Source organism: Streptomyces sp. NPDC015131, from assembly GCF_043079975.1.
Taxonomy (GTDB): Bacteria; Actinomycetota; Actinomycetes; order Streptomycetales; family Streptomycetaceae; genus Streptomyces.
In genome coordinates this window covers 108,581-133,725 of sequence record NZ_JBIBVB010000003.1, presented here as the reverse complement: position 1 = coordinate 133,725, position 25,145 = coordinate 108,581, and the positions used below count along the sequence as shown (strand labels likewise).

20 protein-coding genes are annotated in these 25,145 nt (G+C 73.5%); 9 read left to right on the top strand and 11 right to left on the bottom strand.

Annotation, left to right across the window (positions count from 1 at the left end; translation table 11 throughout):
* Window positions 1–54: 54 nt before the first annotated feature.
* The gene (locus ACF08D_RS11950) at window positions 55–552 is read left to right on the top strand and encodes a GNAT family N-acetyltransferase (RefSeq protein ID WP_392222467.1); all 498 of its coding nucleotides are present in this window, start codon (window positions 55–57) and stop codon (window positions 550–552) included.
* Here the strand turns inward: ACF08D_RS11950 and ACF08D_RS11945 are convergent.
* Window positions 533–1,954 (bottom strand): sensor histidine kinase, encoded by a 1,422-nt coding sequence (locus tag ACF08D_RS11945; protein WP_392222466.1) that lies wholly within the window; start codon window positions 1,952–1,954, stop codon window positions 533–535. The two genes, ACF08D_RS11950 and ACF08D_RS11945, sit on opposite strands and share 20 nt — an antisense overlap.
* Window positions 1,951–2,664 (bottom strand): response regulator transcription factor, encoded by a 714-nt coding sequence (locus ACF08D_RS11940; protein WP_392222465.1) that lies wholly within the window; start codon window positions 2,662–2,664, stop codon window positions 1,951–1,953. Before ACF08D_RS11940 ends, ACF08D_RS11945 begins: the two co-directional genes overlap by 4 nt.
* Window positions 2,665–2,729: 65 nt before the next feature.
* Here ACF08D_RS11940 and ACF08D_RS11935 point away from each other — a divergent pair, with 65 nt between their 5' ends.
* Together ACF08D_RS11935 and ACF08D_RS11930 are read left to right on the top strand one after the other, a co-directional pair.
* Complete coding sequence (locus tag ACF08D_RS11935) at window positions 2,730–3,845, top strand: glycosyltransferase (protein WP_392222464.1); 1,116 nt, start codon at window positions 2,730–2,732, stop codon at window positions 3,843–3,845.
* A complete protein-coding gene (locus tag ACF08D_RS11930) occupies window positions 3,842–4,831 on the top strand; it encodes an SDR family NAD(P)-dependent oxidoreductase (protein WP_392222463.1) in 990 nt (329 codons plus the stop codon). The genes ACF08D_RS11935 and ACF08D_RS11930 overlap by 4 nt, the downstream gene beginning before the upstream one ends.
* A 24-nt stretch (window positions 4,832–4,855) precedes the next feature.
* Here ACF08D_RS11930 and ACF08D_RS11925 read toward each other — a convergent pair whose 3' ends face one another.
* Window positions 4,856–5,482 carry a TetR/AcrR family transcriptional regulator gene (locus ACF08D_RS11925; protein WP_392222462.1) on the bottom strand — a complete coding sequence of 209 codons (627 nt, stop codon included), beginning with the start codon at window positions 5,480–5,482 and terminating at the stop codon, window positions 4,856–4,858.
* A 331-nt stretch (window positions 5,483–5,813) separates the two neighbouring features.
* Between ACF08D_RS11925 and ACF08D_RS11920 the strand changes: the two genes are divergently transcribed.
* The 4 genes from ACF08D_RS11920 (at window position 5,814) to ACF08D_RS11905 (ending at window position 9,989) form a co-directional block, all read left to right on the top strand.
* Entirely contained in the window at window positions 5,814–6,782 is a 969-nt protein-coding gene (locus tag ACF08D_RS11920) for a tetratricopeptide repeat protein (RefSeq protein ID WP_392222461.1), read from the top strand.
* Between the two features lie 587 nt (window positions 6,783–7,369).
* Entirely contained in the window at window positions 7,370–8,023 is a 654-nt protein-coding gene (locus ACF08D_RS11915) for a DUF6230 family protein (protein WP_392222460.1), read from the top strand.
* A gap of 96 nt (window positions 8,024–8,119) precedes the next feature.
* Window positions 8,120–8,650 carry a DUF6114 domain-containing protein gene (locus tag ACF08D_RS11910; protein WP_392222459.1) on the top strand — a complete coding sequence of 177 codons (531 nt, stop codon included), beginning with the start codon at window positions 8,120–8,122 and terminating at the stop codon, window positions 8,648–8,650.
* Entirely contained in the window at window positions 8,640–9,989 is a 1,350-nt protein-coding gene (locus tag ACF08D_RS11905) for a hypothetical protein (protein ID WP_392222458.1), read from the top strand. Before ACF08D_RS11910 ends, ACF08D_RS11905 begins: the two co-directional genes overlap by 11 nt.
* A gap of 206 nt (window positions 9,990–10,195) precedes the next feature.
* Here the strand turns inward: ACF08D_RS11905 and ACF08D_RS11900 are convergent, their stop codons facing one another.
* The 5 genes from ACF08D_RS11900 to pta all read right to left on the bottom strand — a co-directional run bounded on the left by ACF08D_RS11900 (window position 10,196) and on the right by pta (window position 19,815).
* Window positions 10,196–10,690: a hypothetical protein gene (locus ACF08D_RS11900; RefSeq protein ID WP_392222457.1), complete on the bottom strand. Its 495-nt coding sequence runs from the start codon at window positions 10,688–10,690 to the stop codon at window positions 10,196–10,198.
* The gene (locus ACF08D_RS11895; RefSeq protein WP_392222456.1) at window positions 10,677–14,336 is read right to left on the bottom strand and encodes a hypothetical protein; all 3,660 of its coding nucleotides are present in this window, start codon (window positions 14,334–14,336) and stop codon (window positions 10,677–10,679) included. The genes ACF08D_RS11900 and ACF08D_RS11895 overlap by 14 nt, the downstream gene beginning before the upstream one ends.
* A gap of 532 nt (window positions 14,337–14,868) precedes the next feature.
* The gene (pyk, locus tag ACF08D_RS11890; RefSeq protein ID WP_392222455.1) at window positions 14,869–16,299 is read right to left on the bottom strand and encodes a pyruvate kinase; all 1,431 of its coding nucleotides are present in this window, start codon (window positions 16,297–16,299) and stop codon (window positions 14,869–14,871) included.
* 98 nt (window positions 16,300–16,397) lie between these two features.
* Complete coding sequence (locus tag ACF08D_RS11885) at window positions 16,398–17,612, bottom strand: acetate kinase (protein WP_392222454.1); 1,215 nt, start codon at window positions 17,610–17,612, stop codon at window positions 16,398–16,400.
* 109 nt (window positions 17,613–17,721) lie between these two features.
* Window positions 17,722–19,815, bottom strand: coding sequence for a phosphate acetyltransferase (pta, locus tag ACF08D_RS11880; protein WP_392222453.1), 2,094 nt, complete (start codon window positions 19,813–19,815; stop codon window positions 17,722–17,724).
* Between the two features lie 253 nt (window positions 19,816–20,068).
* Between pta and ACF08D_RS11875 the strand changes: the two genes are divergently transcribed.
* Window positions 20,069–21,094: an ATP-dependent 6-phosphofructokinase gene (locus ACF08D_RS11875; RefSeq protein WP_392222452.1), complete on the top strand. Its 1,026-nt coding sequence runs from the start codon at window positions 20,069–20,071 to the stop codon at window positions 21,092–21,094.
* Window positions 21,095–21,292: 198 nt separating this feature from the next.
* Entirely contained in the window at window positions 21,293–21,589 is a 297-nt protein-coding gene (locus ACF08D_RS11870) for a hypothetical protein (RefSeq protein WP_392222451.1), read from the top strand.
* A gap of 29 nt (window positions 21,590–21,618) precedes the next feature.
* Here the strand turns inward: ACF08D_RS11870 and ACF08D_RS11865 are convergent, their stop codons facing one another.
* The 3 genes from ACF08D_RS11865 to ACF08D_RS11855 form a co-directional block, all read right to left on the bottom strand.
* Window positions 21,619–22,305, bottom strand: coding sequence for a helix-turn-helix domain-containing protein (locus tag ACF08D_RS11865; RefSeq protein ID WP_392222450.1), 687 nt, complete (start codon window positions 22,303–22,305; stop codon window positions 21,619–21,621).
* Between the two features lie 110 nt (window positions 22,306–22,415).
* Window positions 22,416–23,117 carry a response regulator gene (locus ACF08D_RS11860; protein ID WP_392222449.1) on the bottom strand — a complete coding sequence of 234 codons (702 nt, stop codon included), beginning with the start codon at window positions 23,115–23,117 and terminating at the stop codon, window positions 22,416–22,418.
* Window positions 23,114–25,012 (bottom strand): ATP-binding protein, encoded by a 1,899-nt coding sequence (locus ACF08D_RS11855; RefSeq protein ID WP_392222448.1) that lies wholly within the window; start codon window positions 25,010–25,012, stop codon window positions 23,114–23,116. Before ACF08D_RS11855 ends, ACF08D_RS11860 begins: the two co-directional genes overlap by 4 nt.
* Window positions 25,013–25,145 lie beyond the last annotated feature (133 nt).

Genomic DNA, 25,145 nt, shown 5'->3' with positions numbered 1-25,145 from the left:
CGTCACCGAAGAAACTCGACTGCGCTTGAGGTCAAGGGCGGGCATGCTGGCCCGATGCACCTCACCATCCGAGAGGCCACCGCGGACGACTGGTCCGCCATCTGGCCCTTCTTCCACACCATCGTCGCCGCCGGGGACACCTTCACCTTCCCGCTCGATCTGGACGAGGAGGAGGGCCGCGGCTGGTGGCTGCTCACCGCCCCCCACCGCACGGTCGTCGCCGTGGACGACGAGACCGGCCGGGTCGTCGGCACCGCCAAGATGAACCGCAACCAGGCCGGCAACGGCGGGCACATCGCCAGCGCCAGCTATATGACCGACCCCGCCCACGGCGGCCGGGGCGTCGGCCGCGCGCTGGTCGAGCACACCCTGGAGTGGGCCCGGGCGGCCGGCTACCGGGGCATGCAGTTCAACGCGGTCGTGGAAACCAACGTCCACGCCGTACGGCTCTACGAGAAGCTCGGGTTCACCGTCGTCGGCACCGTCCCGGACGCCTTCCACCACCCCGCGGCCGGGTACGTCGGGCTGCACGTCATGTACCGGCCCCTGTAGCGCCCCCGGCGCCCGGCGCGGGGAACACCAGCCGGAACAGGGCGCCGCCGCCCGGGGCGTTCTCCGCGGTCAGCTCCGCCCCGTGCGCCCGGGCGATCTGGCGGGCCATCGCCAGGCCGAGGCCCGAGCCGGGCAGGGCGCGGGCCGCCTCCGCGCGGTAGAAGCGGTCGAAGACGTACGGCAGGTCCCCGGGCGCGATCCCGGGGCCGTGGTCCCGCACCGTCAGCTCCCGCCCGGCCAGCTCCACCTCGACGGGAGGCCCGCCGGGCGGGGTGAACTTGGCCGCGTTGTCCAGCAGGTTGGTGAGCAGCCGGGACAGCCGCGACGGCACCCCCGGCAGCGCCAGGGCGGACCCGGCCGCGTCCGTCCGCAGGGTGAAGCCCACCCGGGGCCAGTGCGTCCGGGCGGTGCCCACCGCGTGGTCGAGCAGCGCCGCCGGGCGGACCTCCTCCAGCAGCGGGCGCGGCTCCTCGTCCCGCGCCAGCTCGATCAGGTCGCCCACCAGGCCCGTCACCTCCCGCAGCTGGCGGCCCAGCGCCGCCGACGCCCGCTCCCGCTGGGCGGGGGAGAGCCGGTCGGAGCGGGCCAGCAGCTCGGCGTTGGTCCGCAACGCGGTGAGCGGGGTGCGCAGCTCGTGCGAGGCGTCCGCGACCAGGCGGCGCTGCGAGGTCACCGACCGCTCCAGCTCGTCCAGCATGGTGTTGAAGCTGGCCGCCAGCCGGGTCACCTCGTCCTCCCGCCCCGGCGGGCCGGCCGGCAGCTCGATGCGGTGCCGGGGGTCGCGGGTCGCCGTGATGCGCTCCGCCGTCGCGGTCAGCCGGGCCACCGGCGCCAGGCCCGTGCGGGACACCCCGTACCCGAGGGCGGCGGCCAGCAGCACCCCCGCGCCGCCCACCGCCGCCAGCAGCCCCGCCGCCTGCCGCACGCCCCGGGCCACCGTGTCGGAGCGCAGCGCCACCTGGAGCGCCCGGTCCCGCCCGAACGGGGTGGTGAGCATCCGGGCCTCGTACCCCTCGCTCAGCGTGACGTTGCTGTAGTACGCGGCCCGCCGGCCGGCCGCGACCTCCCGCACCGGCGCGCCCACCGGCAGCAGGTACGGCTGCGCCGGGTCGTCCTCCGCCCGGGCGGGCACCACCTGGGCGCAGGCCGGCGCCGACAGGAACCGGCACTCGCCGGCCAGCACCCCCGGCGCGGCGCCCCGCTCCTGCTGGAGCACCCGCGTCGCCGACTGGGTGAGGGCCAGGTCGAGCTGCTCGTACATCGCGTACCGGATGACGAAGAACGCGGCCGTGCACACGCCCACCGCGACCAGCGCCACCGCCGCCGACGCGGCCACCGCCAGCCGGGCGCGCAGCGGGCGCCGGCGCCGCCACCGCGCGCCCAGCCGCCGCCGGGCGCTCACGACTCGTCCAGCCGGTAGCCGACGCCATGCACGGTGTGCACCAGCCGGGGCTCCCCGGCCGCCTCCAGCTTGCGGCGCAGGTAACCCACGTACACCGCCAGCGAGTTGGAGTCCGGGCCGAAGTCCTGGCCCCACACCCGCTCCAGGATCACCTCCCGGGGCAGCACCTGCCGGGGATGGCGCAGCAGCAGGTCCAGCAGCGCGAACTCGGTGCGGCTGAACTCCAGCGGGCGCCCGGCCCTGCTGCCCGTCCGGGTCTCCGGGTCCACCACCAGGTCCCCGAACGCCAACGGCGGCTCGGCGCCCTCCGGTTCCGGCGCGGCGCGCCGCAGCAGCGCCCGCAGCCGGGCGGTCAGCTCGTCCAGCGCGAACGGCTTCACCAGGTAGTCGTCGGCGCCCGCGTCCAGCCCGTCGACCCGCTCGCTCACCGAGTCCAGCGCGGTCAGCACGATCACCGGCGTACGGTCGCCGAGCGCCCGCAGCCGCCGGCACACCGCCAGCCCGTCCAGCACCGGCATCATCACGTCCAGCACGATCACGTCCGGCTGCCAGGCGGCCACCTCCGAGAGCGCCGCCAGACCGTCCCCGGCGCCCCGGGTGTCGTACCCCTCCACCGCCAGGCCGTCCTCGACGGCCGCCCGCACCTCCGGGTCGTCGTCGACCACCAGGACCCTTGCCCCACTCGTACGTCCCGCACCGCTCGCGCTCATACCGGACAGCCTGCCAAAACGGCCTCTTAGAACCCTCTTAGGCCGCTCCGGAACCGTCCCGGTCCATGCGCACACCACTCTCCGTCGTCATCGGCGCGGGCGGCACCGGCGGGCACATCTACCCCGGCCTCGCCATCGCCGACGCCCTGCGCCGGGCCGCGCCCGACGCGGTCGTCACCTTCGTCGGCACCACCCGCGGGCTGGAGGGCGAGCTGATCCCGGCCGCCGGCTACCGGCTGCACACCGTCGACATGATCCCCTTCGACCCCGCCCTGGGCGCCCGGCGGTACCTGCTGCCCGCCGCCCTGCTGCGCTCCGGCGCACAAGTCCGGTCCCTGCTGCGCGAGCAGGGCGCCCAGGTCGCCGTCGGCATGGGCGGCTACCCCAGCGCGCCCGTCGTCCTCGGTGCCCGGATGGCCGGGCTGCCGAGCCTCGTCCACGAGTCCAACGCCGTGCCGGGCCGCGCCAACCGGTTCGCCGCCCGCCTCACCCCGCACATCGCCGTCGCCTTCGACACCGGCCACCTGCCCGGCGCCGTCACCACCGGCATGCCCGTCGCCGCCCCGCTCGCCGCCCTCGACCGGCAGGCGCTGCGCCCGGCCGCCCGGGCCGCCCTCGGCGTCCCCGAGGGCGGGCGGCTGGTGCTGTTCAACGGGGGCAGCCTCGGCGCCCGCCGCCTCACCGAGGCCGCGCTGGGCCTGGCCGGCCGCTGGCGCCACCGCACCGGCGTCCACCTGCTGATCAAGACCGGCCCGGCCGCCCTGGACGCCACCCGGGCCGCCCTCGCCGGCAACCCCGTCGCCCGCGCCGTGCCCTACCTCGACCGGATGGACCTCGCCTACGCCGCCGCCGACCTGGTGGTGTGCCGGGCCGGCTCGGCCACCGTCGCCGAACTCGCCACCACCGGCGTCCCCGCCGTCCTCGTCCCGTACCCGCACGCCCCCGGCGACCACCAGAGCCACAACGCCCGGGTCCTCACCGACGCCGGCGCGGGCCTCCTGCTGCCCGACGCCGAGACCACCGCCGACCGCCTCGCCGCGCTCGTCGAGCCGCTGCTCGCCGACCCCGGCCGGCTGGCCGCGATGAGCGGCGCCGCCCCGCGCGGCCCGCACGCCCACGCCGCGGACCTGCTCGCCGAGCGGGTCCTCCACCTCGCCTCGTACGCAAAGGAACCCGCATGACCACCGAATGGACCGGCCGCACCGTCCTCGTCACCGGCGCCGAGGGCTTCATCGGCTCCACCCTCGTCGACCTGCTCCTCGAACGCGGCGCCCGCGTCCGCGCCTTCGTCCACTACAAGCCGTACGGCGACAAGGGCAACCTCCGCCACCGGATGGACGACGTCGAGACGATCGCCGGGGACGTCCGCGACGCCGGCCGCGTCATGGACGCCGTGGCCGGCTGCGACACCGTCTTCCACCTGGCCGCCCTGATCGGCATCCCGTACAGCTACGACGCGCCCGGCGCGTACGTCCAGACCAACGTCACCGGCACCGAGAACGTCGCCGAGGCGTGCCGCCGGTACGGCGTGCGGCGCATGGTCCACACCTCCACGAGCGAGGTGTACGGGACCGCCCGCACCGTCCCGATCGCCGAGGACCACCCGCTCCAGCCGCAGTCGCCGTACTCCGCGTCCAAGATCGGCGCCGACATGATGGCGCTGTCCCACCGGCACGCCTTCGACCTGCCGGTCACCGTCGTGCGCCCCTTCAACACCTACGGGCCCCGCCAGTCCGCGCGCGCCGTGATCCCCACGATCCTCGCCCAGCTGCACGCCGGCGCCCGGGAGATCAGGCTCGGCTCGCTCAGCCCCACCCGGGACTTCACCTATGTCACCGACACCGCGCGCGGCTTCCTGGCCGTGGCCGGCTGCGACCGGGCCCTCGGCGAGGTGGTCAACCTCGGTACGGGCCGGGAGATCGCCGTCGGCGACCTGGCGCGCCGGCTGATCACCGCCTCGGGGCGGGAGGGCGTCGAGATCGTGGTCGACCCCGGGCGCCTGCGCCCGTCCGGCAGCGAGGTGGAGCGGCTGCTCTCGGACAACCGCCGCGCCCGCGAGTGGGCGGGCTGGGTGCCCGAGACGTCGCTGGAGGAGGGCCTGCGGCGGACGTCGGAGTGGGTGGCCGGCCACCCGCACCTGTTCGCCCCGGGCCGCTACCAGGTCTGAGCGGACCCGTCCGGGGGAGGCCCGTCAGGTGCGGGCCGCCGCGCCCAGGCCGCCCAGCAGGAGCGCGGTGAAGCGCCGGACCCACTCCGGGTCGACGGGCTCGGCGCTCACCAGCGCCCGGTGCACCACGGCGCCCGCGACGACGTCGAAGATCAGGTCGTCCGTGCCGCCCGGGGACGCCGGGCTGCCGGGCAGCTCGCCGCGTTCCTGGGCCCGTTGCCGGCCCGCCACCACCAGCCGCTTCTGCCGGTCCACGATCGAGGCGCGGATCCGTTCGCGCAGCGGCTCGTCGCGGGTGGACTCGGCGACCACCGCCATCAGCGCCGTCTTGGTCTCGGGCCGCTCCAGGAGGGCGGCGAACTGCACCACCACGCCCGCGATGTCCGCCGCCAGGCTGCCGAGGTCGGGCAGCTCCAGCTCGTCGAAGAGGACCGCGACGGCGTCGACCACCAGCTCGTTCTTGCTCGCCCAGCGCCGGTAGAGGGTGGTCTTGGCGACCCCGGCGCGGCCGGCGACGTCCCCCATCGTCAGCTTGGACCAGCCCAGCTCGACCAGCGCCTCCCGGGTCGCCTCCAGGATCGCGGCGTCGGCCTCCGCCGAGCGGGGGCGGCCGCCGGTACGGCCGCGCGGAGAGGTGGACCTGGTGCACATGACGCCCGACCATACCGGCGAGTACGCCCGGTGCCACCGGGCCGTACATGTGAGCCACTTCACCGCTCCCCCCGGGCTCCGCGGACCGCCGATCGGGGTTACGCTACGACCCGTAGCGAAAGGCTTTGAGCGGCCCGAGCGACAACCACAGGCACCCGGGTGGGGACCCGGTGCCGCACCACAGGCGCCCGGGTGGGGACCCGGCGCCGAGCAGCGAAAGCGCTGGACCGCGTCCGTCCGGGCGCCCCGCACACCGGCGGGGGGCGCGCCGGGTGAGCGCGGTTCGGCCACGGCTTTCCGGTTACGCGCGCGGAGGGGGGAGGATGTACCCATGCAGCCTAGGAACATGTCCATGAGCGGCGTCGTCGACCTCGCCGCGGTGAAGGCGGCCGGAGAGGCCAAGGCGAAGGCCGAGCAGGCCCGCGCGCAGGCCGCCCGGGAGGGCGGCGCCGGGGCGGTGCCCCCGTCGGCCCTGGTGATCGACGTCGACGAGGCGGGCTTCGAGCGCGATGTCCTCCAGCGCTCCACCGAGGTCCCGGTCGTCCTCGACTTCTGGGCCGAGTGGTGCGAGCCCTGCAAGCAGCTCGGCCCCCTGCTGGAGCGGCTGGCCGCGGAGTACAACGGCCGCTTCGTGCTGGCCAAGATCGACGTCGACGCCAACCAGATGCTGATGCAGCAGTTCGGGATCCAGGGGATCCCGGCCGTCTTCGCGGTGGTCGCCGGTCAGGCGCTGCCGCTCTTCCAGGGCGCGGCGCCCGAGGCGCAGATCCGCCAGACGCTCGACCAGCTGATCCAGGTGGGCGAGGAGCGGTTCGGCCTCACCGGCATCGCCGTCGACCCCGGCGCGGCGGGCGCCGCCGAGGCCCCGGCGCAGCCGGCCGGCCCGTACGACGCGCTGCTGGAGGCGGCGGTGTCGGCGCTGGACGCCAACGACTTCGGCGGGGCGATCCAGGCGTACAAGAACGTGCTGGCCGACGACCCGGGCAACACCGAGGCCAAGCTGGGCCTCGCCCAGGCGGAACTGCTCTCGCGGGTGCAGGGCATGGACCCCCAGACGGTTCGCAAGAACGCGGCGGACGCCCCGGCCGACGTCCCGGCCCAGCTGGCCGCCGCCGACCTGGATCTGGTGGGCGGTCATGTCGAGGACGCCTTCGGGCGGCTGGTCGACACGGTGGCCCGGACGGCGGGCGACGACCGCGACACGGCGCGGGTGCGGCTGCTGGAGCTGTTCGAGGTGATCGGCCCCGACGACCCGCGGGTCACCCGGGCGCGCGCGGCGCTGGCGCGGGTGCTCTTCTGACGCACTGAAAGACCGCCGCGGACGCGGCGATTTGGCGACACAGTGACAAACGGCGGCCGCGCTTTACCAAAACTTGGTAAACGCGGCCGCTGTTACTTCCAGTAAATCAACGCCCTCTTTATGTCCGGCTTTTGGGCACGATTTCCCCTTCTGTCGAACCGGTCGGTAGCACCCTGTGTGCCCGGTCGACATCACCCCGTCGTGGCGTGGTTATGCAGCCGTTACTAGCGAGTAACGAACCCCCTTGTGTCGGCGACGTGAATGGACCACGATCGGCCACGCTCGGTCCAATCCCGTACCAGCCCGGCAACCAGCCGCGCTCACGGGTGCGGTTCCCCACCGAGTGGGCCGGCGCACCCGAAGAAGCCGGCCCGGACAGGGGGGTTCCTGCCCACCCGGCAGGGCCTGTCCAGCAGGGTTGCGCGAAGGCGTGGCCAGTGGTTGTCGCTCGGGGGTGATCGCCGGTGATCCGGACGCGGCTCGCGCCTGATCCACGGGCGCTCTCCTTCCCGAGGACGTAGCACTTCTCCCATCCCAGGACGGGCCCCGGCCCCTCCGGAGATGTACGTCCGAGAAGGAGGAAATCTATGCAGTCCCAGATACGCGGTGGGACCAGATGGAAGCGGTTCGCCGTCGTCATGGTGCCCAGCGTGGCCGCGACGGCCGCGATCGGCATCGGTCTGGCTCAGGGAGCGCTGGCGGCGTCGTTCAGCATCTCCGGCCAGGAGTTCAAGGTCAGGGCCACGGAGCTCACGGGCACCAAGTTCGTCCAGTACGGCAGCTACGCCGAGGGCAAGAACCTCAAGGGTGAGAAGTTCGCCGCGCCGGTGGCGGTGTCGGGCTTCAAGACCGCCACGATCACCAACATGTGCCAGTCCGTCGTGACGCCGCACGTGCCGCTGATCGGCACCGTCAGCCTGGAGCTGACGGCCGGTACCGGGAAGGACAAGGTCCAGGCGGAGGACATCTACCTGGATGTCTCGAACCTCAAGGCCGACGCCGAGTTCAGGCAGATCGACATCGGTGTGGCCGCCGGTGCTCTGAAGAAGAGCCCGACGGACCCGGGCATCCAGCCCGGTACTGAGACCCGGGCGAACCCCTTCGGCTTCGGTCAGCGTGCCGACGACGTGACGCTGCGGAACGTCGAGCAGAAGGCGTGGGCCACCACGGCCGGCACGTTCAAGCTGCCGGATCTGAGCCTCAAGCTCCACCGTGGCACCAAGGAGTGCTTCCAGGACTAGCACTCGCCGGGCGGGCGGGAGCGCGGAGGCGAACCTGTCCGCCCGGGCTGTCCCCTTCTTCTTTCCAGCACCACCGCTTCCAGGGAGCTGTTTTCCATGAGCGCCGAGTCCACTGGTTCCCGCGGATTCACCTACTGGCGGCTGCGCTTCCGTGCGTGGCGGGGCAACCGGCCTTTCTGGGGCGGATTGTTCACCATGATCGGCGGCCTGCCGATCGCCTACCTTCCGTACGCCGACCTCCGACTCGGCAACATGACCATCGCCATGGCCACCACCGCCGGCGCGGGCTCGCTGATCATCGGCATCCTGCTGATCACGCTCGGCCTGACCATGTGGTTCCACTCCGTGGTCAGGGTGTTCGCGGGCATCGCGGCCATCGTCCTGGCGCTGGTGTCCCTGCCGGTGGCCAACATCGGTGGGTTCCTCATCGGCTTCCTCTGCTCCCTTGTCGGCGGCGCGCTGTCCGCCTCCTGGGCGCCCGGCGTACGCGTCGAGGAAAAGGCCGTGCAGCCGGCGCAGCCCGAGCACGAGCACGCGCGAACGGACGAACTGTCGGCCGTCGGCCCGCAGAGCAACGCCACCGAGAGCACGAACGACGCCAACGGCGGGAGGAACAGTGCGGGGTGAGGACAACCAGCCGACGAGAAAGGGCCCGAAGCACGCGGCCCCGAGGAAGTCGCTGCTGACGAAGCTTCAGGCACCGGCCGGCAAGGCGATGGCCCTGGCCGCGATGCCCACCGCCGTACTGGTCGGCCTCGGCATGACCCCCAAGCTGGCCCTCGCCGACGACAAGGACATCCCCTTCGCGCCCGGTCCGTGTGTGACGCGGTCGGACGAGCCGTCGGAGTCGGAGAAGCCGGCCGAGTCCCCGAAGCCCGAGCCGTCGCAGAGCGCGACCGGCACGCCCGGGGCGGACGAGCCGTCGAAGCAGCCGGAGCAGCCGGAGCGGGACGACAAGCCGGACGCCGGTGCGTCCCCGTCGGCCTCCCCGTCCCCGTCCGCGTCGGCGTCCGCTCCGGCGGGCGAGCCGGAGAAGGACACCACCGACCCGAAGGCCGGCGCCCCCGAGCAGCCCGCGCCGGAGCCCACGGAGACGGAGACCAGGAACCCGCTGGACCCGCTGGGCCTGGGCGACAAGATCAAGGACATCTTCGACGGCCCGGACGACGACGAGGAGCAGCCGTCGGCCACCCCGTCCGCCTCGGCGCCCGCCCCGGCGAAGCCGCCGGCCAAGCCCGCCGAGCCGTCCGAGCCCGCCAAGCCCGCCGAGCCGGACGGCAAGGCGGACGAGGCCGGCCAGGACAGTGGCAAGGACAGCGGCACGGCGACCGACAACGAGGCGACCGACACGGCGGACGCGGCCAAGGAGGCGATCAAGGAAGCGGCCGACAAGGCCGGGGCCGAGGTCGAGGAACTCCCCGAGGACGTCAAGGGACTCGACCCCAAGAAGGACGAGGACATCCCCGAGGGCGCCAAGCCGCGCTTCCCCTGCCCGACCGCCGACCCCGAGGCCCTGGCCGCCGCCGAACTGGAGCCCGGCATCCCGCTGCTCCCGGACGACCCGTGGCGGCTGGAGAGCACCAAGCTCACCCTGCGGGGCCTGGACTACCACGGCATCGTCGAGGTCAAGACCGGCAGCGGCAAGATCAAGAAGGTGCTGAAGTTCACCGCGAGCGAGGTCGACATCAAGGACCTGCACCAGCTCACGGTCCACTCCGAAGGCCGCACGGGCCACGTCACCTCGCGCCCCGGCTCGGAGTCCACGATCACGGGCGGGACCGTCACGATGTACACCGAGGAGCTGAAGGGCAACCTCTTCGGGCTCATCCCGATCACGTTCAGTCCCGACTCACCGCCCCCGCTGAACGTCCCGTACGCCTTCTTCACCAACGTGAAGGTCACCCAAGCCGGCCAGTTCGGTGGCAACCTGACGGTGCCGGGCCTGAAGAACTTCATCGAGGGCTGACCGTACGGCCTCACGAGGCACCGCTTGCTTGACGGCCTCCCCACCACACCGGTGGGGAGGCCGTTTCTGTTTCCCGCCGGCACCGCGCTGTCATGGGCAGAGCCGTGGATGAGGTCGCGTACCCGTCGGCCGGACTACTGACTGGTCGGGCCGGTGGTGTTCCCGGCTCCGTTAAACCGGGAACACCACCCTCCGCTGTGTATGTGTCAGCCGAGCGATTCAGCGGCCGTGCGGCGGATTCGCTTGGTACGGCCTGAGGCGGCCAGGGACCGCAGCACCGTGGCGTCGCGCGACTCGGTGGCGAGCCGGAGCTGGAGCCAATCGCTCCAGTCGCCGATCAGCTCGGAAACGTCGTCCGGAGCGAGCGCCCCCGACCGGATGTCCTCCAAGACGCCCAGCTCCTGCGCCCGCTTCTCGCTGAAGGCGCGGACCTCAGGCGCGAGAGCGCGCAACCAGGTGTCCCGCTGGGTGCGGGGCAGACCTTCCAGAGCCTCGCCGACGACTCCCGAGGCGAGCGCGCCGTCCGGTTCGGCGGTGACGGCGGCCAGCAGGGCGGGCCGGGCCGTCTCCGTTCCGAGCGCCGCCCGGTACAGCTCCCAGCGCGCGTGGCTGTCGGAAGCGTCGGACAGTGGCCTGCCGAGATGCTCCTGCAATTGCCGCAAGGCGTCCCGCAGCTCGGCGGGCGGCTCAGCATCCGCCATTTGCCTTGTGCCTTTCCATGGCGACTCGGATGTTCTCCCTGATGGTACGGATGTTGGCGTCGACCACGGCCTTCTGGAGCCGGGTCAGCTCCTTCTCGCCCTTCAGAGGCCTGCCGTTCTGACCGATCCGCACTTGGTCGCCCTTGCCCTTGACGTGTGCGTGCGGCGGGGCGTGGTCGTTGGCATAGATCTGGATGGTGATGCCGCCCTGGTTGACGATCGTGCCGACACCCGGGTACTGCGAGGCCGCAGCCGCGCGAGCGGTGGGGGCCCCGGCGGGAGCGGCGAATGAGGTGGAGCGCACCGCCGCGGGCTTGGGCTTCACCGGGCAGGCGTTGCCCTTGCCCTGCTTGGCGTCGTCAATGATCTTCCGGAACTTGTCGAGCGTCCGCTTCGCCTTGACGGAGTTCTCCAAGAACCCGCCGATGCCGCTCGCCACCCGGACGACGGCCTTGCCGACCGACCACGCCTTGGCGACCGGCACGGCCTTCACCAGCGTCCACAGACAGCTTTCGATGTCGAACTCGCCGAAGCAGCGCTCCAGATCGCGGTAACCGATCTCCTCCAGGAGGATCTCACCGCCGTTCTCCTTGAGCCAGTCGATGATGCCCTGGCCGGCGAGCGCCTTGGCGGCACGGAATTCCGCGACGCACTCCTCGCCGCACTCGCGCCGGAGCAGTTCCTCCTCGTCCAGGGTGAGGTCTGCGCCCGTGTCGCCGCCGTTTGCCTCGAGCCGCTCCTTCACGGCCTGCCGCTCCCGCTCGCGCTCCTCGGCCTCGGCGCGGTCGGCGGCCTTGTCGGCCTCCGTGGCGTCCTCGACCGCATGGGTCGCCGCGGTCTCGGCGGCGGTGGCGTCCGTCTCCGCCTGTGCTGCGGTCTGGCGGGCACTGCCGGCGTCCTTCTCCGCCGCCGTGGCGTTGGCCCGCGCGCCGGCGGCGTCACGCTCGGCATCGGTGGCCTCTTGGTCGGCGGCGGCTGCCTCCGACTCGGCCTCATTCGCCGCGGCGGAGGCGTACATGGCGTCCGCGCCGGCCTCGGCGTCGTACCTCTGCGCGTTGGTGTCGGCCTTCTTCGCCGCTGCCGCGTCGACGGCCGCCTGAGCGGCCGAGGCACGTGCGGCGGCGACGGCCTGAAGCGCCCGGACCGCATCGGCAGCGGCAGCGGCGGCGGCTTGCGCGGCGATCTTCGCGTCTCCCGCTGCCTTGTCAGCGAGGGCCTTCGCCTCGGCCGCCGCCCTGGCGGCCTCGTCGGCCTTCGCCTTGGCGGCGGCGGCCTGCTGCTCGGCCAGTGTCTTGGACGTTTGGCCCACCAGCACCGCAAATGCGGCCGAGGCGTCCATCTCACGGTAGGGCGAGCCAAGTGCGATGGCTTCGTCGGCCGCCTTGGTCACGGCCTTGGCTGCGTCCCGGGCCGCCTGGGCGGCCTGGCCGGTCGCATAGGCGAAGCCCGCGGTCTTCGCGGACCAAGCGGCCGTCTGCGCGGCCTCCGCCTGGGCCGCGGTTGCCTCCTGACGGGCCTTGACCGCGGCAGCCTGGGCCTTCTTCGCCTCGGCCTCGGCGTTGCGGGCGTTGACCTTGGCGGCGGCAGCGGCGTCGATGGCCTCGGCGGCTGCGGCGTGTGCGGTGGCGGCCGCCGCGCTGGTGGTCAAGTAGGCGGACCACGCCGCGTCGGCCGCGGCACGGGACCGGGACGCCGCGGCCTGCGCGCGGGTGGCGGCGGCACGGGCGTTCACCGCGGCGGTGGACGCGTCGTCGGCCGCTGCCCGAGCCCGGCTCGCGGCCCCCGTGGCCTCGTTGGCGGCGGCGCGGGCCGCGGTCGCAGCCTGGCGGGCCTCGCCCGCACTGCTGGTGCCCTCGGCCGCGGCGGCGGCCGCTTCCAGCGCGGAGGCGCGTGAGGCCTTCGCGTTCTTGTCGCGCTCGGCGGCCTCGGCGCTGGAGCGCGCTAGGGCTGCCCGGGCCTCGGCGGCCTCGGCGGCCTCGCGCTGCTCCGCGGCGGCGGCGCCGGCCGCTTCCGCGGACCCGCGGGCACGCCCGGCCGCGTCGCGCTCGGTCTGGGCGCGCTGTGCCGCCGCGGCGGCCTTCTGCCGCTCGGAGGTGGCGTTGGCATGCTCGCGGGCCGCGTTGGCCTTCTCCGCCTCGGCGATGCCGCGCTGGCGCCTGGCCTCCGCGGCGCCCGCCTGCGCGGTCTTCTCGGCCGCCTCGGCCGTCGCCCGGGCCTTCTTGGCGATAGCCGCGTTGGCGGCTGCCTCCTTGGCCTGCTTGTCCGCGGCGTCGGCAGCCGCCTTGGCCTGGGCAGCCGCCTCTACCGCCGCGGCCTTGCGGAACTCGGTGTTGATGGCGTGCGCCTGGGTCTTGCTCAGCGCGTAGAGCGTGCTGCTGTCCGCGACCGTGGCCTTCGCGGCATTGGACGCGGTGAGCGCGGCTTTCGCCGCAGCGGTGGCGGCAGCGGCGGAAGCCTTCGTCACCTGGGCGGACTGCTGGGCGTACAGCAGACCTCGTCCACGGGGGGCCTTGGCCGCGTCAGCGAGGGCATAACCCGCGTTCTGGGCGGTGGTGGCCGCGCTGGAGGCCGCCTTGGCCGCGGCGGCTGCCTTGTCGGCGATCGGCACCTGAGCCGCTGCCGCCTTGCGCGCCGCGGCGAGGTCCGCATTGGCCTTGGTGAATTCCGCGGGCTTGGGCCGGAGGATGCTGTCGGGCCGGGCCGCCCAGTACTTCTGCCAGAACAGGATCTGATCGGCACGCCATGCCTGGTTGACGGCCTCCACCATGGCGGCTGTTGCCGTGCGGACCTCCTTGGCGGCCTTGATCTCGGCGGCGACGATGTCCGCCCGTGCCTTGGCCTGGGCGGTGTACTCGCTCTCCCACTCGAGGTGGGCCTGAATGACTACACCGGAAAGCGCCCGGTGGAAGTCGATCGGGTTGGCGACGTCGCACCCGGCCCACGCCATCTTCAGCAGCTCGACCTCGGAGCGGAACTCCATGGAGTCCGGCTCGGGTGCCTGCTTGGGGAAGCCGCCGAAGCGCAGGAAGTTCGCCACGTCATTGGCGGAGCCGACGCCGCTGCCACCCTCGTGTCCGGGGCCGAGCAACTCGCTGCCGGCGTACGACTGGTAGCTGCTCTCCCAGTTGTCCTGCGGGGTCGGCAGACTCTTGAAGAGCTGGATCGCCTTGTTCTTTGCCGTGTCGCCGGCCCGGGGGACCCAGTCTCCCCACGCCTTGGGGTAGATGTCCCGTCGCGTGCCCCCGAGGAGCGAGAGGACCCCGGCGGCGAACTCGGGAGCGTGGTAGTCCCGGCCACCCGACGAATTGGCGGAGGCGTACGGCTTGTTCGCAGCGTTGAGGCTTTCGTAACGGGTCTGGTACTGGGAGCCGTAGGCCACGTCGGCCGCTTGATCGCGATCGTGCGCCTGTTTCAGCGGAGCCCAGCCGTTCATGGAGTCCGTCAACGCAGCTGTCACGTCGGCGTCCGTGCCTGCCAAGGCTTTCGCGGCGGTGGTCTTCATCTCACTGCCGCCGAAACTGATGTAACGGGCCGCCCGGCAGCGGTCTTCACGGGCGTCGAACCCGAGGCTGATGCGGTTGGTCCGCTGCCACGGGTCGGCCGGGTTGTCGCCCGGCTCCTCGGCCGCCGCGGGAGCGGCTGTCACCAGGCCGCCCAGGAGGGCGGCCGTGGTCGCCAGGACAACGCCTGACGTAATCCTCTTCGCCGGTCCGGCGCGTTCGGCGCGCTTTCGTCCGGGCAGGGGCACTCTTCGCACTTCGCAGCCTGTCTGCTCGACAAATGGGTCAGCCCAGGAGGAAATGCGCGAAGATCCCGTACCGCAGGCGTCCAGGCATGGCGTGGACGTGTGCTTGGTCGTGCCGGGCGGCGCTGGTCGGTGCGACCGGTCCGGCGTTTGTGCGCTCCCCACGCACGGTTTCCCCCTGCCTTCCCCCCGAAGGTCCGGCGATCATTACATGTTCTTCACCGCCGGGGAAGGGTCTGCTTACCGCCGGGTACACCTGTGGGCCGGTGCCTCCGGTTACGGGCGGTACGGCCCAAGTGCCGGGGCGGCCTGGGCTCTTGGGGCCTCCGTTTGTGGAGGTCTCCGCCGGGCCGGGGATACGCCGGGAGCGCGAAGGGCGGTGGCCCGGTCCGTGAGAGGACCGGGCCACCGCCCTGTTCAGGTGCAGGCGCCGTCAGGCCGCGGACTCGCCGCCCAGGTGGTGGACCCTGACCATGTTGGTCGTGCCCGGCACGCCGGGCGGGGAGCCGGCGGTGATGACCATGGTGTCGCCCGCGTTGTAGCGCTGGAGCTTCAGCAGCTCGGCGTCGACCAGGTCGACCATCGCGTCCGTGTTGTCCACGTGGGGGACCACGAAGGACTCCACGCCCCAGCTCAGGGTGAGCTGGTTGCGGGTGGACGTCTCCGTCGTGAAGGCCAGGATCGGCTGCTGGGCGCGGTAGCGGGAGAGGCGGCGGGCGGTGTCGCCGGACTTGGTGAAGGCGATCAGGGCCTTGCCGTCCAGGAAGTCCGCGATCTCGGCGGCGGCGCGGGCGACCGAACCGCCCTGGGTGCGCGGCTTCTTGCCGGGGACCAGGGGCTGCAGGCCCTTGGCGAGCAGCTCCTCCTCCGCCGCGGCGACGATCTTCGACATCGTCTTGACCGTCTCGATCGGGTACGCGCCCACCGAGGACTCGGCGGACAGCATGACCGCGTCGGCCCCGTCCAGGATGGCGTTGGCGACGTCGGACGCCTCGGCGCGGGTCGGGCGGGAGTTGGTGATCATCGACTCCATCATCTGGGTCGCCACGATCACCGGCTTGGCGTTGCGGCGGCACAGCTCGATGAGGCGCTTCTGCACCATGGGCACCCGCTCCAGCGGGTACTCCACGGCCAGGTCGCCGCGGGCCACCATCACACCGTCGAACGCCATGACGACGGCCTGCATGTTCTCGACGGCCTGCGGCTTCTCCACCTTGGCGATGACCGGCACCCGGCGGCCGACCTCGTCCATCACCTTGTGGACGTCCTTGACGTCGTCGGCGTCCCGCACGAAGGACAGGGCGACCAGGTCGCAGCCCATCCGCAGCGCGAAGCGCAGGTCCTCGACGTCCTTCCCGGAGAGGGCCGGGACGTTGACCGCGGCACCCGGCAGGTTGATGCCCTTGTGGTCGGAGATGACCCCGCCCTCGACGACGATCGTCTTGACGCGGCGGCCGTCCACCTCGACCACGCGCAGCTCGACGTTGCCGTCGTTGATCAGGATCTGGTCGCCCTTGGAGACGTCGCCCGGCAGCCCCTTGTACGTGGTGCCGCAGATCGACTTGTCGCCCGGGACGTCCTCGGTGGTGATGGTGAACTCGTCCCCGCGGACCAGCTCGACCGGCCCCTCGGCGAAGGTCTCCAGGCGGATCTTCGGGCCCTGGAGGTCGGCGAGGACGCCCACCGCGCGGCCGGTGTCCTCGGTGGCCTGGCGGAGGCGGTGGTACCGCTCCTCGTGCTCAGCGTGGGATCCGTGGCTCATGTTGAAGCGGGCCACGTTCATACCGGCCTCGATGAGAGCTTTCAGCTGCTCGTACGAGTCGACGGCGGGGCCCAGTGTGCAGACGATTTTGGAACGGCGCATAAGGCGGATCCTATCGGTTTGTTTCACTGCGGAATATTCCGTCTGGTGGAATGTACAAATGGGCGGACCGGCGCTCAATCGTGGGGCTCAGCGGCGGTTCAATGGCTCTCCGAAGTGACCAGCGAGTAGGTCTGCTGCGCGATTTCCAGCTCCTCGTCCGTCGGCACCACGGCCACCGCCACCCGGGCGTACTCCGGCGAGATCAGCCGGGGCTCCCCGGAGCGCACCGCGTTGAGGCCCGCGTCCACCGCGAGGCCCAGCTCCTCCAGGCCCGCGACGGCAGCCTCCCGCACCGGGGCCGCGTTCTCACCCACACCCGCCGTGAACACCACCGCGTCCACCCGGCCGAGCACCGCGTAATAGGCGCCGATGTACTTCTTCAGCCGGTGGATGTAAATGTCGAACGCGAGCCGCGCCCGCTCGTCGCCCTCGTCGATCCGCCGCCGGATCTCCCGCATGTCATTGTCGCCGCAAAGCCCCACCAATCCGCTCTTCTTGTTCAGCAGGACGTCGATCTCGTCGGTGGACATTCCGGCCACCCGCTCCAGGTGGAAAACGACCGCGGGGTCGACGTCGCCCGAACGGGTACCCATCACCAGCCCCTCCAAGGGGGTCAGCCCCATCGAGGTGTCCACGCACCGGCCGCCGGCCACGGCCGACGCCGAGGCGCCGTTGCCGAGGTGCAGCACGATCACGTTCACCTCCTCCGGCGCCCTCCCCAGCAGCGCGGCCGCCTTCCGCGAGACGTACGCGTGCGAGGTGCCGTGGAAGCCGTAGCGCCGGATGCGGTGGGCGTCGGCGGTCTCGGTGTCGATCGCGTACCGCGCCGCGTGCTCCGGCATCGTGGCGTGGAAGGCGGTGTCGAAGACCGCCACCTGCGGGAGGTCCGGGCGCAGCGCCCGGGCGGTGCGGATGCCCGTGATGTTGGCCGGGTTGTGCAGCGGGGCGACCGGCACCAGGCGTTCGACCTCGGCGAGGACCTCGTCCGTGATGACGGTCGGCGCCGAGAACTTCAGCCCGCCGTGCACCACCCGGTGCCCGATCGCGGCCAGCTCCGGCGAGTCCAGGCCCAGGCCGTCCGCCGACAGCTCCCCGGCGACGGCCTTCAGGGCCGCCTCGTGGTCGGCGATCGGCTCGGTGCGCTCGCGCCGCTCACCGCCGTCCACCGGGGTGTGCACCAGGCGGGAGGTCTCCTCGCCGATCCGCTCGACCAGCCCGACCGCGAGCCGCGCGCCGTCGCGCATGTCGAGGAGCTGGTACTTCACCGACGAGGAGCCGGAGTTCAGGACGAGGACACGGGTGGGGTCGCTCACGGTGCGGTGCTTTCTGTCGTACGGACGGGCGTGCGGGCGTGTGGGCGGTCGTAGGGCGGGCGGGCGGTCGTCGGGCGGGTGGGCGTACGTGCGGTGGCCGTACGGCCGGTCATGCCGGCGCGGACGCCGGGCCGGCGGCGGGCTGGGCCTGGATCGCGGTGATGGCGACCGTGTTGACGATGTCGCTGACCAGCGCCCCGCGCGACAGGTCGTTGACCGGCTTGCGCAGGCCCTGGAGGACCGGGCCGACCGCCACGGCGCCCGCCGAGCGCTGCACGGCCTTGTAGGTGTTGTTGCCGGTGTTGAGGTCCGGGAAGATCAGCACCGTCGCCTGTCCGGCCACCTCCGACCCCGGCAGCTTGGTCGCCGCCACGGTGGGCTCGACGGCCGCGTCGTACTGGATGGGGCCCTCGATCCTCAGCTCCGGCCGCGCCTCGCGCACCCGCTTCGTCGCCTCGCGGACCTTGTCGACGTCCGCGCCCGAGCCCGAGGTGCCCGTGGAGTACGACAGCATCGCGATCCGCGGGTCCACGCCGAAGCGGGCGGCGGTCGCGGCCGACTGGACGGCGATGTCGGCGAGCTGCTCGGCGTTCGGGTCCGGGTTGACCGCGCAGTCGCCGTACACCAGCACCTTGTCGGCCAGGCACATGAAGAAGACGGAGGAGACGATGGACGCGTCCGGCTTGGTCTTGATGATCTCGAAGGCGGGGCGGATCGTCGCGGCCGTCGAGTGCACCGAGCCCGACACCATGCCGTCGGCCAGGCCCTCCTGCACCATCAGCGTGCCGAAGTAGTTGACGTCGGACACCACGTCGTACGCCAGCTCGACGCTGACGCCCTTGTGGGCGCGCAGCTCGGCGTACCGCTCCGCGAACCGCTGGCGCAGCTCGCTGGTGGACGGGTCGATCAGGTGCGTGTCCTTCAGGTCGACGCCCAGGTCGGCGGCCTTCTTGCGGATGACCTCGACATCGCCCAGCAGCGTCAGGTCGCACACCGAGCGGCGTACGAGGACGTCGGCGGCGCGCAGCACGCGCTCCTCCGAGCCCTCCGGCAGCACCACCCGGCGCCGGTCCGCCCGCGCCTGCTCCAGCAGCGCGTGCTCGAACATCATCGGCGTCACCCGCCCGCTGCGCGCCACCGACATGCGCTTCAGCAGGTCGCCGGTCTCCACGTACCGCTCGAACAGCCCGAGCGCGGTCTCGGCCTTGCGGGGCGTCGCGGCGTTCAGCTTGCCCTCCAGCGAGAACAGCTCGGCGGCCGTCGGGAAGCTGTTGCCGCTCACGGAGATCACCGGGGTGCCGGGCGCGAGCCGGCCGGCCAGGGTGAGGATCTCCCGGCTGGGCCGCTCGTTCAGGGTGAGCAGCACGCCCGCGATGGGCGGCGTCCCGGCGGAGTGCGCCGCCAGCGCGCCCACCACCAGGTCGGCGCGGTCGCCGGGGGTGACCACCAGGCAGCCGGGGGTCAGCGCGTTGAGGAAGTTCGGCAGCATGGCGCCGCCGAAGACGAAGTCCAGGGCGTCGCGGGCCAGCCCCGAGTCGTCGCCCAGCACCACCTCGGCGCCCAGCGCCTGGGTGATCTGGGCGACCGTCGGCGCGGCGAGCGCCGGCTCGTCGGGCAGCACATAGCAGGGGACCGGCAGCCGGGCGTCGAGGCGCTCGGCGATGGCGTCGCGGTCCTCGGGCGCCACCCGGTTGGCGACCATGGCGAGGATGTCGCAGCCGAGGCTCTCGTACGCGCGGAACGCGTTGCGCGTCTCGGCGCGCACCGACTCGGCGTTCTGGCCCTTGCCGCCGACGACGGCTATCACGGAGGCGCCGAACTCATTGGCCAGCCGCGCGTTGAGCGCCAGCTCCTCGGGGAGCTGCGTGGCGTGGAAGTCGGTGCCGAGGACGAGGACGAACTCGTAGTCGCGCGCCACCCGGTGGAAGCGGTCGACGAGCCGGGCGACCAGTTCGTCGGTGCCCCGCTCGGCCTGGAGCGCCGCCGCCTCCTGGTAGTCCATGCCGTAGCCGGTGGCCGGGTCCTGGGAGAGCCGGTAGCGGGCCCGCAGCAGGTCGAAGAGCCGGTCGGGACCGTCGTGCACCAGCGGCCGGAACACCCCCACCCGGTCCACCTGGCGGGTCAGGAGCTCCATGACTCCCAGCTCCACGACCTGCCGGCCGTCCCCGCGGTCGATCCCGGTCACGTACACGCTGCGCGCCACGCAAGCTCTCCTGTCGCATGTCTGGCGTTCGAAAGAACGTGTGAACAAAAAACCCCGTCAGGGTGGCGATACCCTCTTGACAATACCTCTCGGGCTGGGTAGGGCGCCCGCCAGGCGTCTGGCCTGCGAAGACGGCCGGACACGCGCCCCCGGCAGCCGCCGCCCGCGGCGGCGTGAGCGCGGGCGGGCCCCTCGCCGTGGGACAATTCGGAAAGGCTCACCCGTACCCCTACTGAGCAGGAGACACAGCACGATGCGCATCGGGGTTCTCACCGCAGGCGGCGACTGTCCCGGCCTGAACGCCGTGATCCGGTCGGTGGTGCACCGCGCCATGACCGGCCACGGGGACGAGGTGATCGGCTTCGAGGACGGCTTCAAGGGTCTCCTGGACGGCCACTACCGGCCGCTCGACCTCAACGCGGTCAGCGGCATCCTGGCCCGCGGCGGCACCATCCTCGGCTCGGCCCGCCTGGAGCGCGCCCGGTTGCGCGAAGCCGCCGAGAACTGCGAGGAGTTGCGCGCGCGGTACGGCATCGACGTCCTGATCCCCATCGGCGGCGAGGGCACCCTGACGGCCGCGCGGATGCTGTCGGACGCCGGGATGCCCGTCGTGGGCGTGCCCAAGACCATCGACAACGACATCTCCTCCACCGACCGCACCTTCGGCTTCGACACGGCCGTGACGGTGGCGACGGAGGCCATAGACCGCCTGAAGACCACCGCCGAGTCCCACCAGCGGGTGATGGTGGTGGAGGTGATGGGCCGGCACGCCGGCTGGATCGCCCTGGAGTCCGGCATGGCCGGCGGCGCGCACGGCATCTGCCTGCCCGAACGGCCCTTCCAGGTCGACGACCTGGTGAAGATGGTCGAGGAGCGCTTCTCGCGCGGCAAGAAGTTCGCCGTCGTCTGCGTCGCCGAGGGCGCGCACCCGGCGGAGGGGTCCATGGAGTACGCCAAGGGCGCCATCGACCAGTTCGGCCACGAGCGCTTCGAGGGCATCGGCAACCGGCTCGCCGCCGAGCTGGAGAAGCGCCTCGGCAAGGAGGCCCGGCCGGTCATCCTGGGCCATGTCCAGCGGGGCGGGGTGCCGACCGCGTACGACCGCGTTCTCGCCACCCGGTTCGGCTGGCACGCCGTGGAGGCCGCGCACCGGGGCGACTTCGGCAACATGACGGCGCTGCGCGGCACGGACGTGGTGACGGTGCCGCTCGCGGACGCGGTCACCCGGCTGAAGACGGTCCCCGAGGACCGGATGTACGAGGCCGAGTCGGTCTTCTGACGCCCCTTCCGTCCCGTCCGTCCCGTCCGTCCCGGTTCGCCGCCCCGGCCCCGGTCGCCCGTGCGGCGGCCGGGGCCGACGCGTTCCGGTCTTGAGCCGCGCCCCGGATTCGCGCAGGCTTACGGTTGTCCGGGACATGCCCCACGTCCGTCCCGGGGTGGGCGGCCGGCGGTGCCGGGCCGGACGGAGGGAGGGCGCATGGCCGAGGGGGACGCGGCGCGGGAGCCCCGCGAGGCGGACGGGCACCCCGACGTGCCGGCCCTCACCTGGTCCGCCGCCACGGCCGGCGGCGCCGCGGAGGCCGGTGGCGAGCCGGCGGCCCCTGACGGCCCCGGGGGCCCGTGGTGGCGGCGGGCGGTGGTGCCCGCGGTGGCCCTGACCGCCCTGCTGATCGCCGCGGTCACGGTGATCACCTTCGTACGGGGGGAGGACGCCGACCGGCACACCCGGCCCGCGCCGCCCGCGCCCCGCACCGCGGTCGCAGCGCCCCGCTGAAGCGGCGCCCGCCGCGCCCCGGTGAAGCGTCAGACCCGGGCCAGCTCCCAGAAGTGGTCCACGATCCGCGCCAGGTACTCGCGCCCCGCCTCGCCACCGCTGTCGCCCGTCACGTCGGAGCCCCAGCTGTTGGTCGCCACCATCCGCGACTGGTAGTCGGCGTGCAGCTGCTGGAGCACCTGCTCCAGGTGCCCACGGTCCATCGGCAGCATCTTCGCCGCCGGCTTCACATACGCCTGCCAGCGGGTCGTCGCCGCGCTGCGCAGCAGGTCCGCCAGCTCCTCGTCTCGGCCGGTCGCGGTGATGACCTCGCGCGGCCCGAGGGCCAGCGCCTCCGCGAGCGCCGCGGTCTGCCGCTCGTTGCCGCGCCAGCGCCCGCTCTCCTCCATCCGCAGGTACGCCTTGACGTCCAGGCCCACCCGGCGCGCCAGGTCCTCGGGCGCCACGGCCCGCGCCATCCGGTGCTCGCGCAGGGTCGTGGCGGCGGCCAGCAGCTCGCCGGGCGAACACCACAGGACCCCGGCGAGCGCGGTCAGCTCGCGGGCGTCGGGGGCGGCGATGCCGCGCTCCCAGGCGATCACCGTCTCGGGCGGTACGCCGAGGCCGTACTGGGCGCGCAGGCCGTAGGCGACGTGCGCGGGGGCCATGCCGAGGGCCTCGCGCAGTCGGCGCGCGGCGAGGGCGTTGAAGGGCGGGGACGGGACGGAGGGCTGCACGCGCACACCGTAGAAGCAGACGGTCACGCTTGGCTACGGTGGGTTCACCCAAGGCCAAATGTCGTAGGAACGTCCAGATGCGCCCCGCCCTGCCCCTACCTGTCGGTAATCTACCCCGTTCCGGCGCCGGCCGAGGACACCCACCGGTAGTGCAGCTCGGGCCGCCCGACCTGCCCGTACTGCGGACTGCGCTCCGCCCGGCCGGTGTCCACCAGGTGCTCCAGATAGCGGCGCGCGGTGATCCGCGAGATGCCGACCGCCTCTCCCGCCCCGGTCGCGGTCAGCCCGCCCGCCGAGGCGCGCAGCGTCCGGGTCACCGCGGCCAGCGTCGGGGCGCTCAGCCCCTTGGGCAGGTCCGCCGGGCGGGGGGCGCGCAGCGCGGCGAGCGCCCGGTCCACCTCGTCCTGGCCGGACGCCTCCCCGGCGGCGGCGCGGAACTCCGCGTACCGGGCGAGCCGGTCGCGCAGGGTGCCGAAGGCGAAGGGCTTCAGCACGTACTGGACCACGCCCAGCGAGACGCCCTCGCGGACGACGGCCAGGTCGCGCGCCGAGGTGACCGCGATGACGTCGGCCTGGTGCCCGGCCGCGCGCAGCGAGCGCAGCAGCTGCAGACCGTGGCCGTCCGGCAGGTACAGGTCGAGCAGGATCAGGTCGACGGCCGTGCGCTCCAGCAGCCGTACGGCGGCGGCCCGCGAGTGGGCCACCCCGACGACCGTGAAGCCCGCCACCCGGCCCGCGTACAGGGCGTGGGCGTCGGCGGCGACCGGGTCGTCCTCGACCACGAGCACCCGGATGTCCCCGGCCCCGCTCACGCGCCCACCCCCGCGCCCGCCCCGCCCGCCGAAGCCCCCGCGCCCGGCCCGGAGCCCACCGCCCCCGCGCCCGCCCCGCCCGCCGAAGCCCCCGCGCCCGCCCCGCCCGCCGAAGCCCCCGCGCCCGGCCCGGAGCCCACCGCCCCGGCGCCCGCCGCGCCCGGCCCGGCCCCCGGCCCGGAGTCCGCCGCGACCCCCGAAGCCCCCGGACCCGGCCCGTCAGCCGAAGCCCCCGGGCCGTCCGCCGAAGCCCCAGCGCCCGCCCCGGCGCCCGCCACCGCCCCCGCCGGGCCGTCGTCGCGCGGCCCCAGCGGCAGCCGTACCGTGAACCGGGCGCCCGCCTCCGGGGCCCGGCCCACCTCGACGGTCCCGCCGCCGCGCCGCACGGCCTGCCGCACCAGCGCGAGACCCAGCCCCCGGCCCGGCCCACGGGTCGACCAGCCGCGCGCGAACACCGCCTCGTGGTCGTCGTCACCGAGCCCCGGCCCGGAGTCGGCGACCCGCAGCAGCAGCTCGCCCTGGTCCCCGTCGGCCCGCGCGGTCACCGTGACCCGCGCGTCCGGCGTGCCCTGGGCGGCGTCCAGGGCGTTGTCGATCAGATTGCCGAGGATCGTCACCAGGTCGCGGGCGGGCAGGCTCGGGGGCAGCACCCCGTCGTCGATCCGGCTGTCCCCGGTCAGCACCAGCTCCACACCCCGCTCGGCCGCCTCCGCCGCCTTGCCCAGCAGCAGCGCCGCCAGCACCGGCTCGGCCACCGCGTCCACCACCCGGTCCGTCAGCGCCTGCGCCAGCTCCAGCTCCGCCGTGGCGAACTCCACCGCCTCCTCCGCCCGGCCCAGCTCGATCAGCGACACCACGGTGTGCAGCCGGTTGGCCGCCTCGTGCGCCTGCGACCGCAGCGCCTGGGTGAACCCGCGCTCCGAGTCCAGCTCGCCCGAGAGCGCCTGCAGCTCGGTGTGGTCCCGCAGCGTCACCACTGTCCCGCGCCGGTCGCCGCCCACCACCGGACGGGTCGACACCACCAGCACCCGGTCGTCCGTCAGGTGCAGCTCGTCCACCCGCGGCTCGGGGGAGAGCAGCGCGCCGGTCAGCGACGCCGGCAGGTCCAGCTCCGCCACCGGGGTGCCCACCGCGTCCTCGCCCAGGCCGAGCAGCTCCCGGGCCCCGTCGTTGATCAGTGCGATCCGCCGCCGCCCGTCCAGCATCACCAGCCCCTCGCGCACCGCGTGCAGCGCGGCCTGGTGGTAGTCGTGCATCCGGCTCAGCTCGGCCGCGTTCATCCCGTGGGTGTGCCGCCGCAGCCGCGCGTTGATCACATACGTACCGGCGCCGCCGAGCGCCAGCGCCGCGCCCGCCATCCCCAGCAGCGCGGCGACCTGGCCGCGCAGCTGCTCGCTGATCCGGTCCACCGTGATGCCGGCGCTCACCAGGGCGACCACCTGGCCCCGGTCGTACACCGGCGCCACCGTCCGCACCGAGCGCCCCAGCGTCCCCACGTACGTCTCCGTGAACGTCTCGCCGCGCCGCGCGGCCTCGGTGCGGCCGAGGTACCGGCCGCCGATCTCGTCCGGGTCGGGGTGGGTCCACCGCGTCCCGTCCGGCGCCATGATCGTCACAAAGGTGACCCCCGGTTCGCCGACCAGGGAGAGGGCGTACGGCTGGAGTGCGGCGGTCGGGTCGGCCGACCGGGCCGCCGCGGCGACCGCGGGGGAGCGGGCGACGGCCGTGGCGGTCGCGGTGGTCTGCCGGCGCGCCGTCTCCTCGGCCTGGCGGCGGTCGTCGGCGTACGCGTAGAGCGCGCACCCGGCCACCACGACCGCCACCAGCACGACCTGCATCGCGAAGAGCTGGCCGGCCAGGCTGCGGGGGCGGGGGAGGGAGCGGGTCAGGCGCATGGGCCCCAGTGTGCCCGGGCGCCGGCCGCCCGGGAACGGGGGACCGACGCGAGGGGAACGCCCGGCGACGGGTGAACGCGGCACACGTGAACGAAACGTACGCAAGGGTGACCGCCGTCACGCGGTGAGAGAT

What these genes read in the sequence shown, in the direction of transcription:
- ACF08D_RS11950 (WP_392222467.1), top strand. Translation starts at nt 55, where the DNA reads ATGCACCTCACCATCCGAGAGGCCACCGCGGACGACTGGTCCGCCATC.
- ACF08D_RS11940 (WP_392222465.1), bottom strand. Translation starts at nt 2,664, where the DNA reads ATGAGCGCGAGCGGTGCGGGACGTACGAGTGGGGCAAGGGTCCTGGTG.
- ACF08D_RS11935 (WP_392222464.1), top strand. Translation starts at nt 2,730, where the DNA reads ATGCGCACACCACTCTCCGTCGTCATCGGCGCGGGCGGCACCGGCGGG.
- ACF08D_RS11930 (WP_392222463.1), top strand. Translation starts at nt 3,842, where the DNA reads ATGACCACCGAATGGACCGGCCGCACCGTCCTCGTCACCGGCGCCGAG.
- ACF08D_RS11925 (WP_392222462.1), bottom strand. Translation starts at nt 5,482, where the DNA reads ATGTGCACCAGGTCCACCTCTCCGCGCGGCCGTACCGGCGGCCGCCCC.
- ACF08D_RS11920 (WP_392222461.1), top strand. Translation starts at nt 5,814, where the DNA reads ATGCAGCCTAGGAACATGTCCATGAGCGGCGTCGTCGACCTCGCCGCG.
- ACF08D_RS11915 (WP_392222460.1), top strand. Translation starts at nt 7,370, where the DNA reads ATGCAGTCCCAGATACGCGGTGGGACCAGATGGAAGCGGTTCGCCGTC.
- ACF08D_RS11910 (WP_392222459.1), top strand. Translation starts at nt 8,120, where the DNA reads ATGAGCGCCGAGTCCACTGGTTCCCGCGGATTCACCTACTGGCGGCTG.
- ACF08D_RS11900 (WP_392222457.1), bottom strand. Translation starts at nt 10,690, where the DNA reads ATGGCGGATGCTGAGCCGCCCGCCGAGCTGCGGGACGCCTTGCGGCAA.
- pyk (WP_392222455.1), bottom strand. Translation starts at nt 16,299, where the DNA reads ATGCGCCGTTCCAAAATCGTCTGCACACTGGGCCCCGCCGTCGACTCG.
- ACF08D_RS11875 (WP_392222452.1), top strand. Translation starts at nt 20,069, where the DNA reads ATGCGCATCGGGGTTCTCACCGCAGGCGGCGACTGTCCCGGCCTGAAC.
- ACF08D_RS11870 (WP_392222451.1), top strand. Translation starts at nt 21,293, where the DNA reads ATGGCCGAGGGGGACGCGGCGCGGGAGCCCCGCGAGGCGGACGGGCAC.
- ACF08D_RS11855 (WP_392222448.1), bottom strand. Translation starts at nt 25,012, where the DNA reads ATGCGCCTGACCCGCTCCCTCCCCCGCCCCCGCAGCCTGGCCGGCCAG.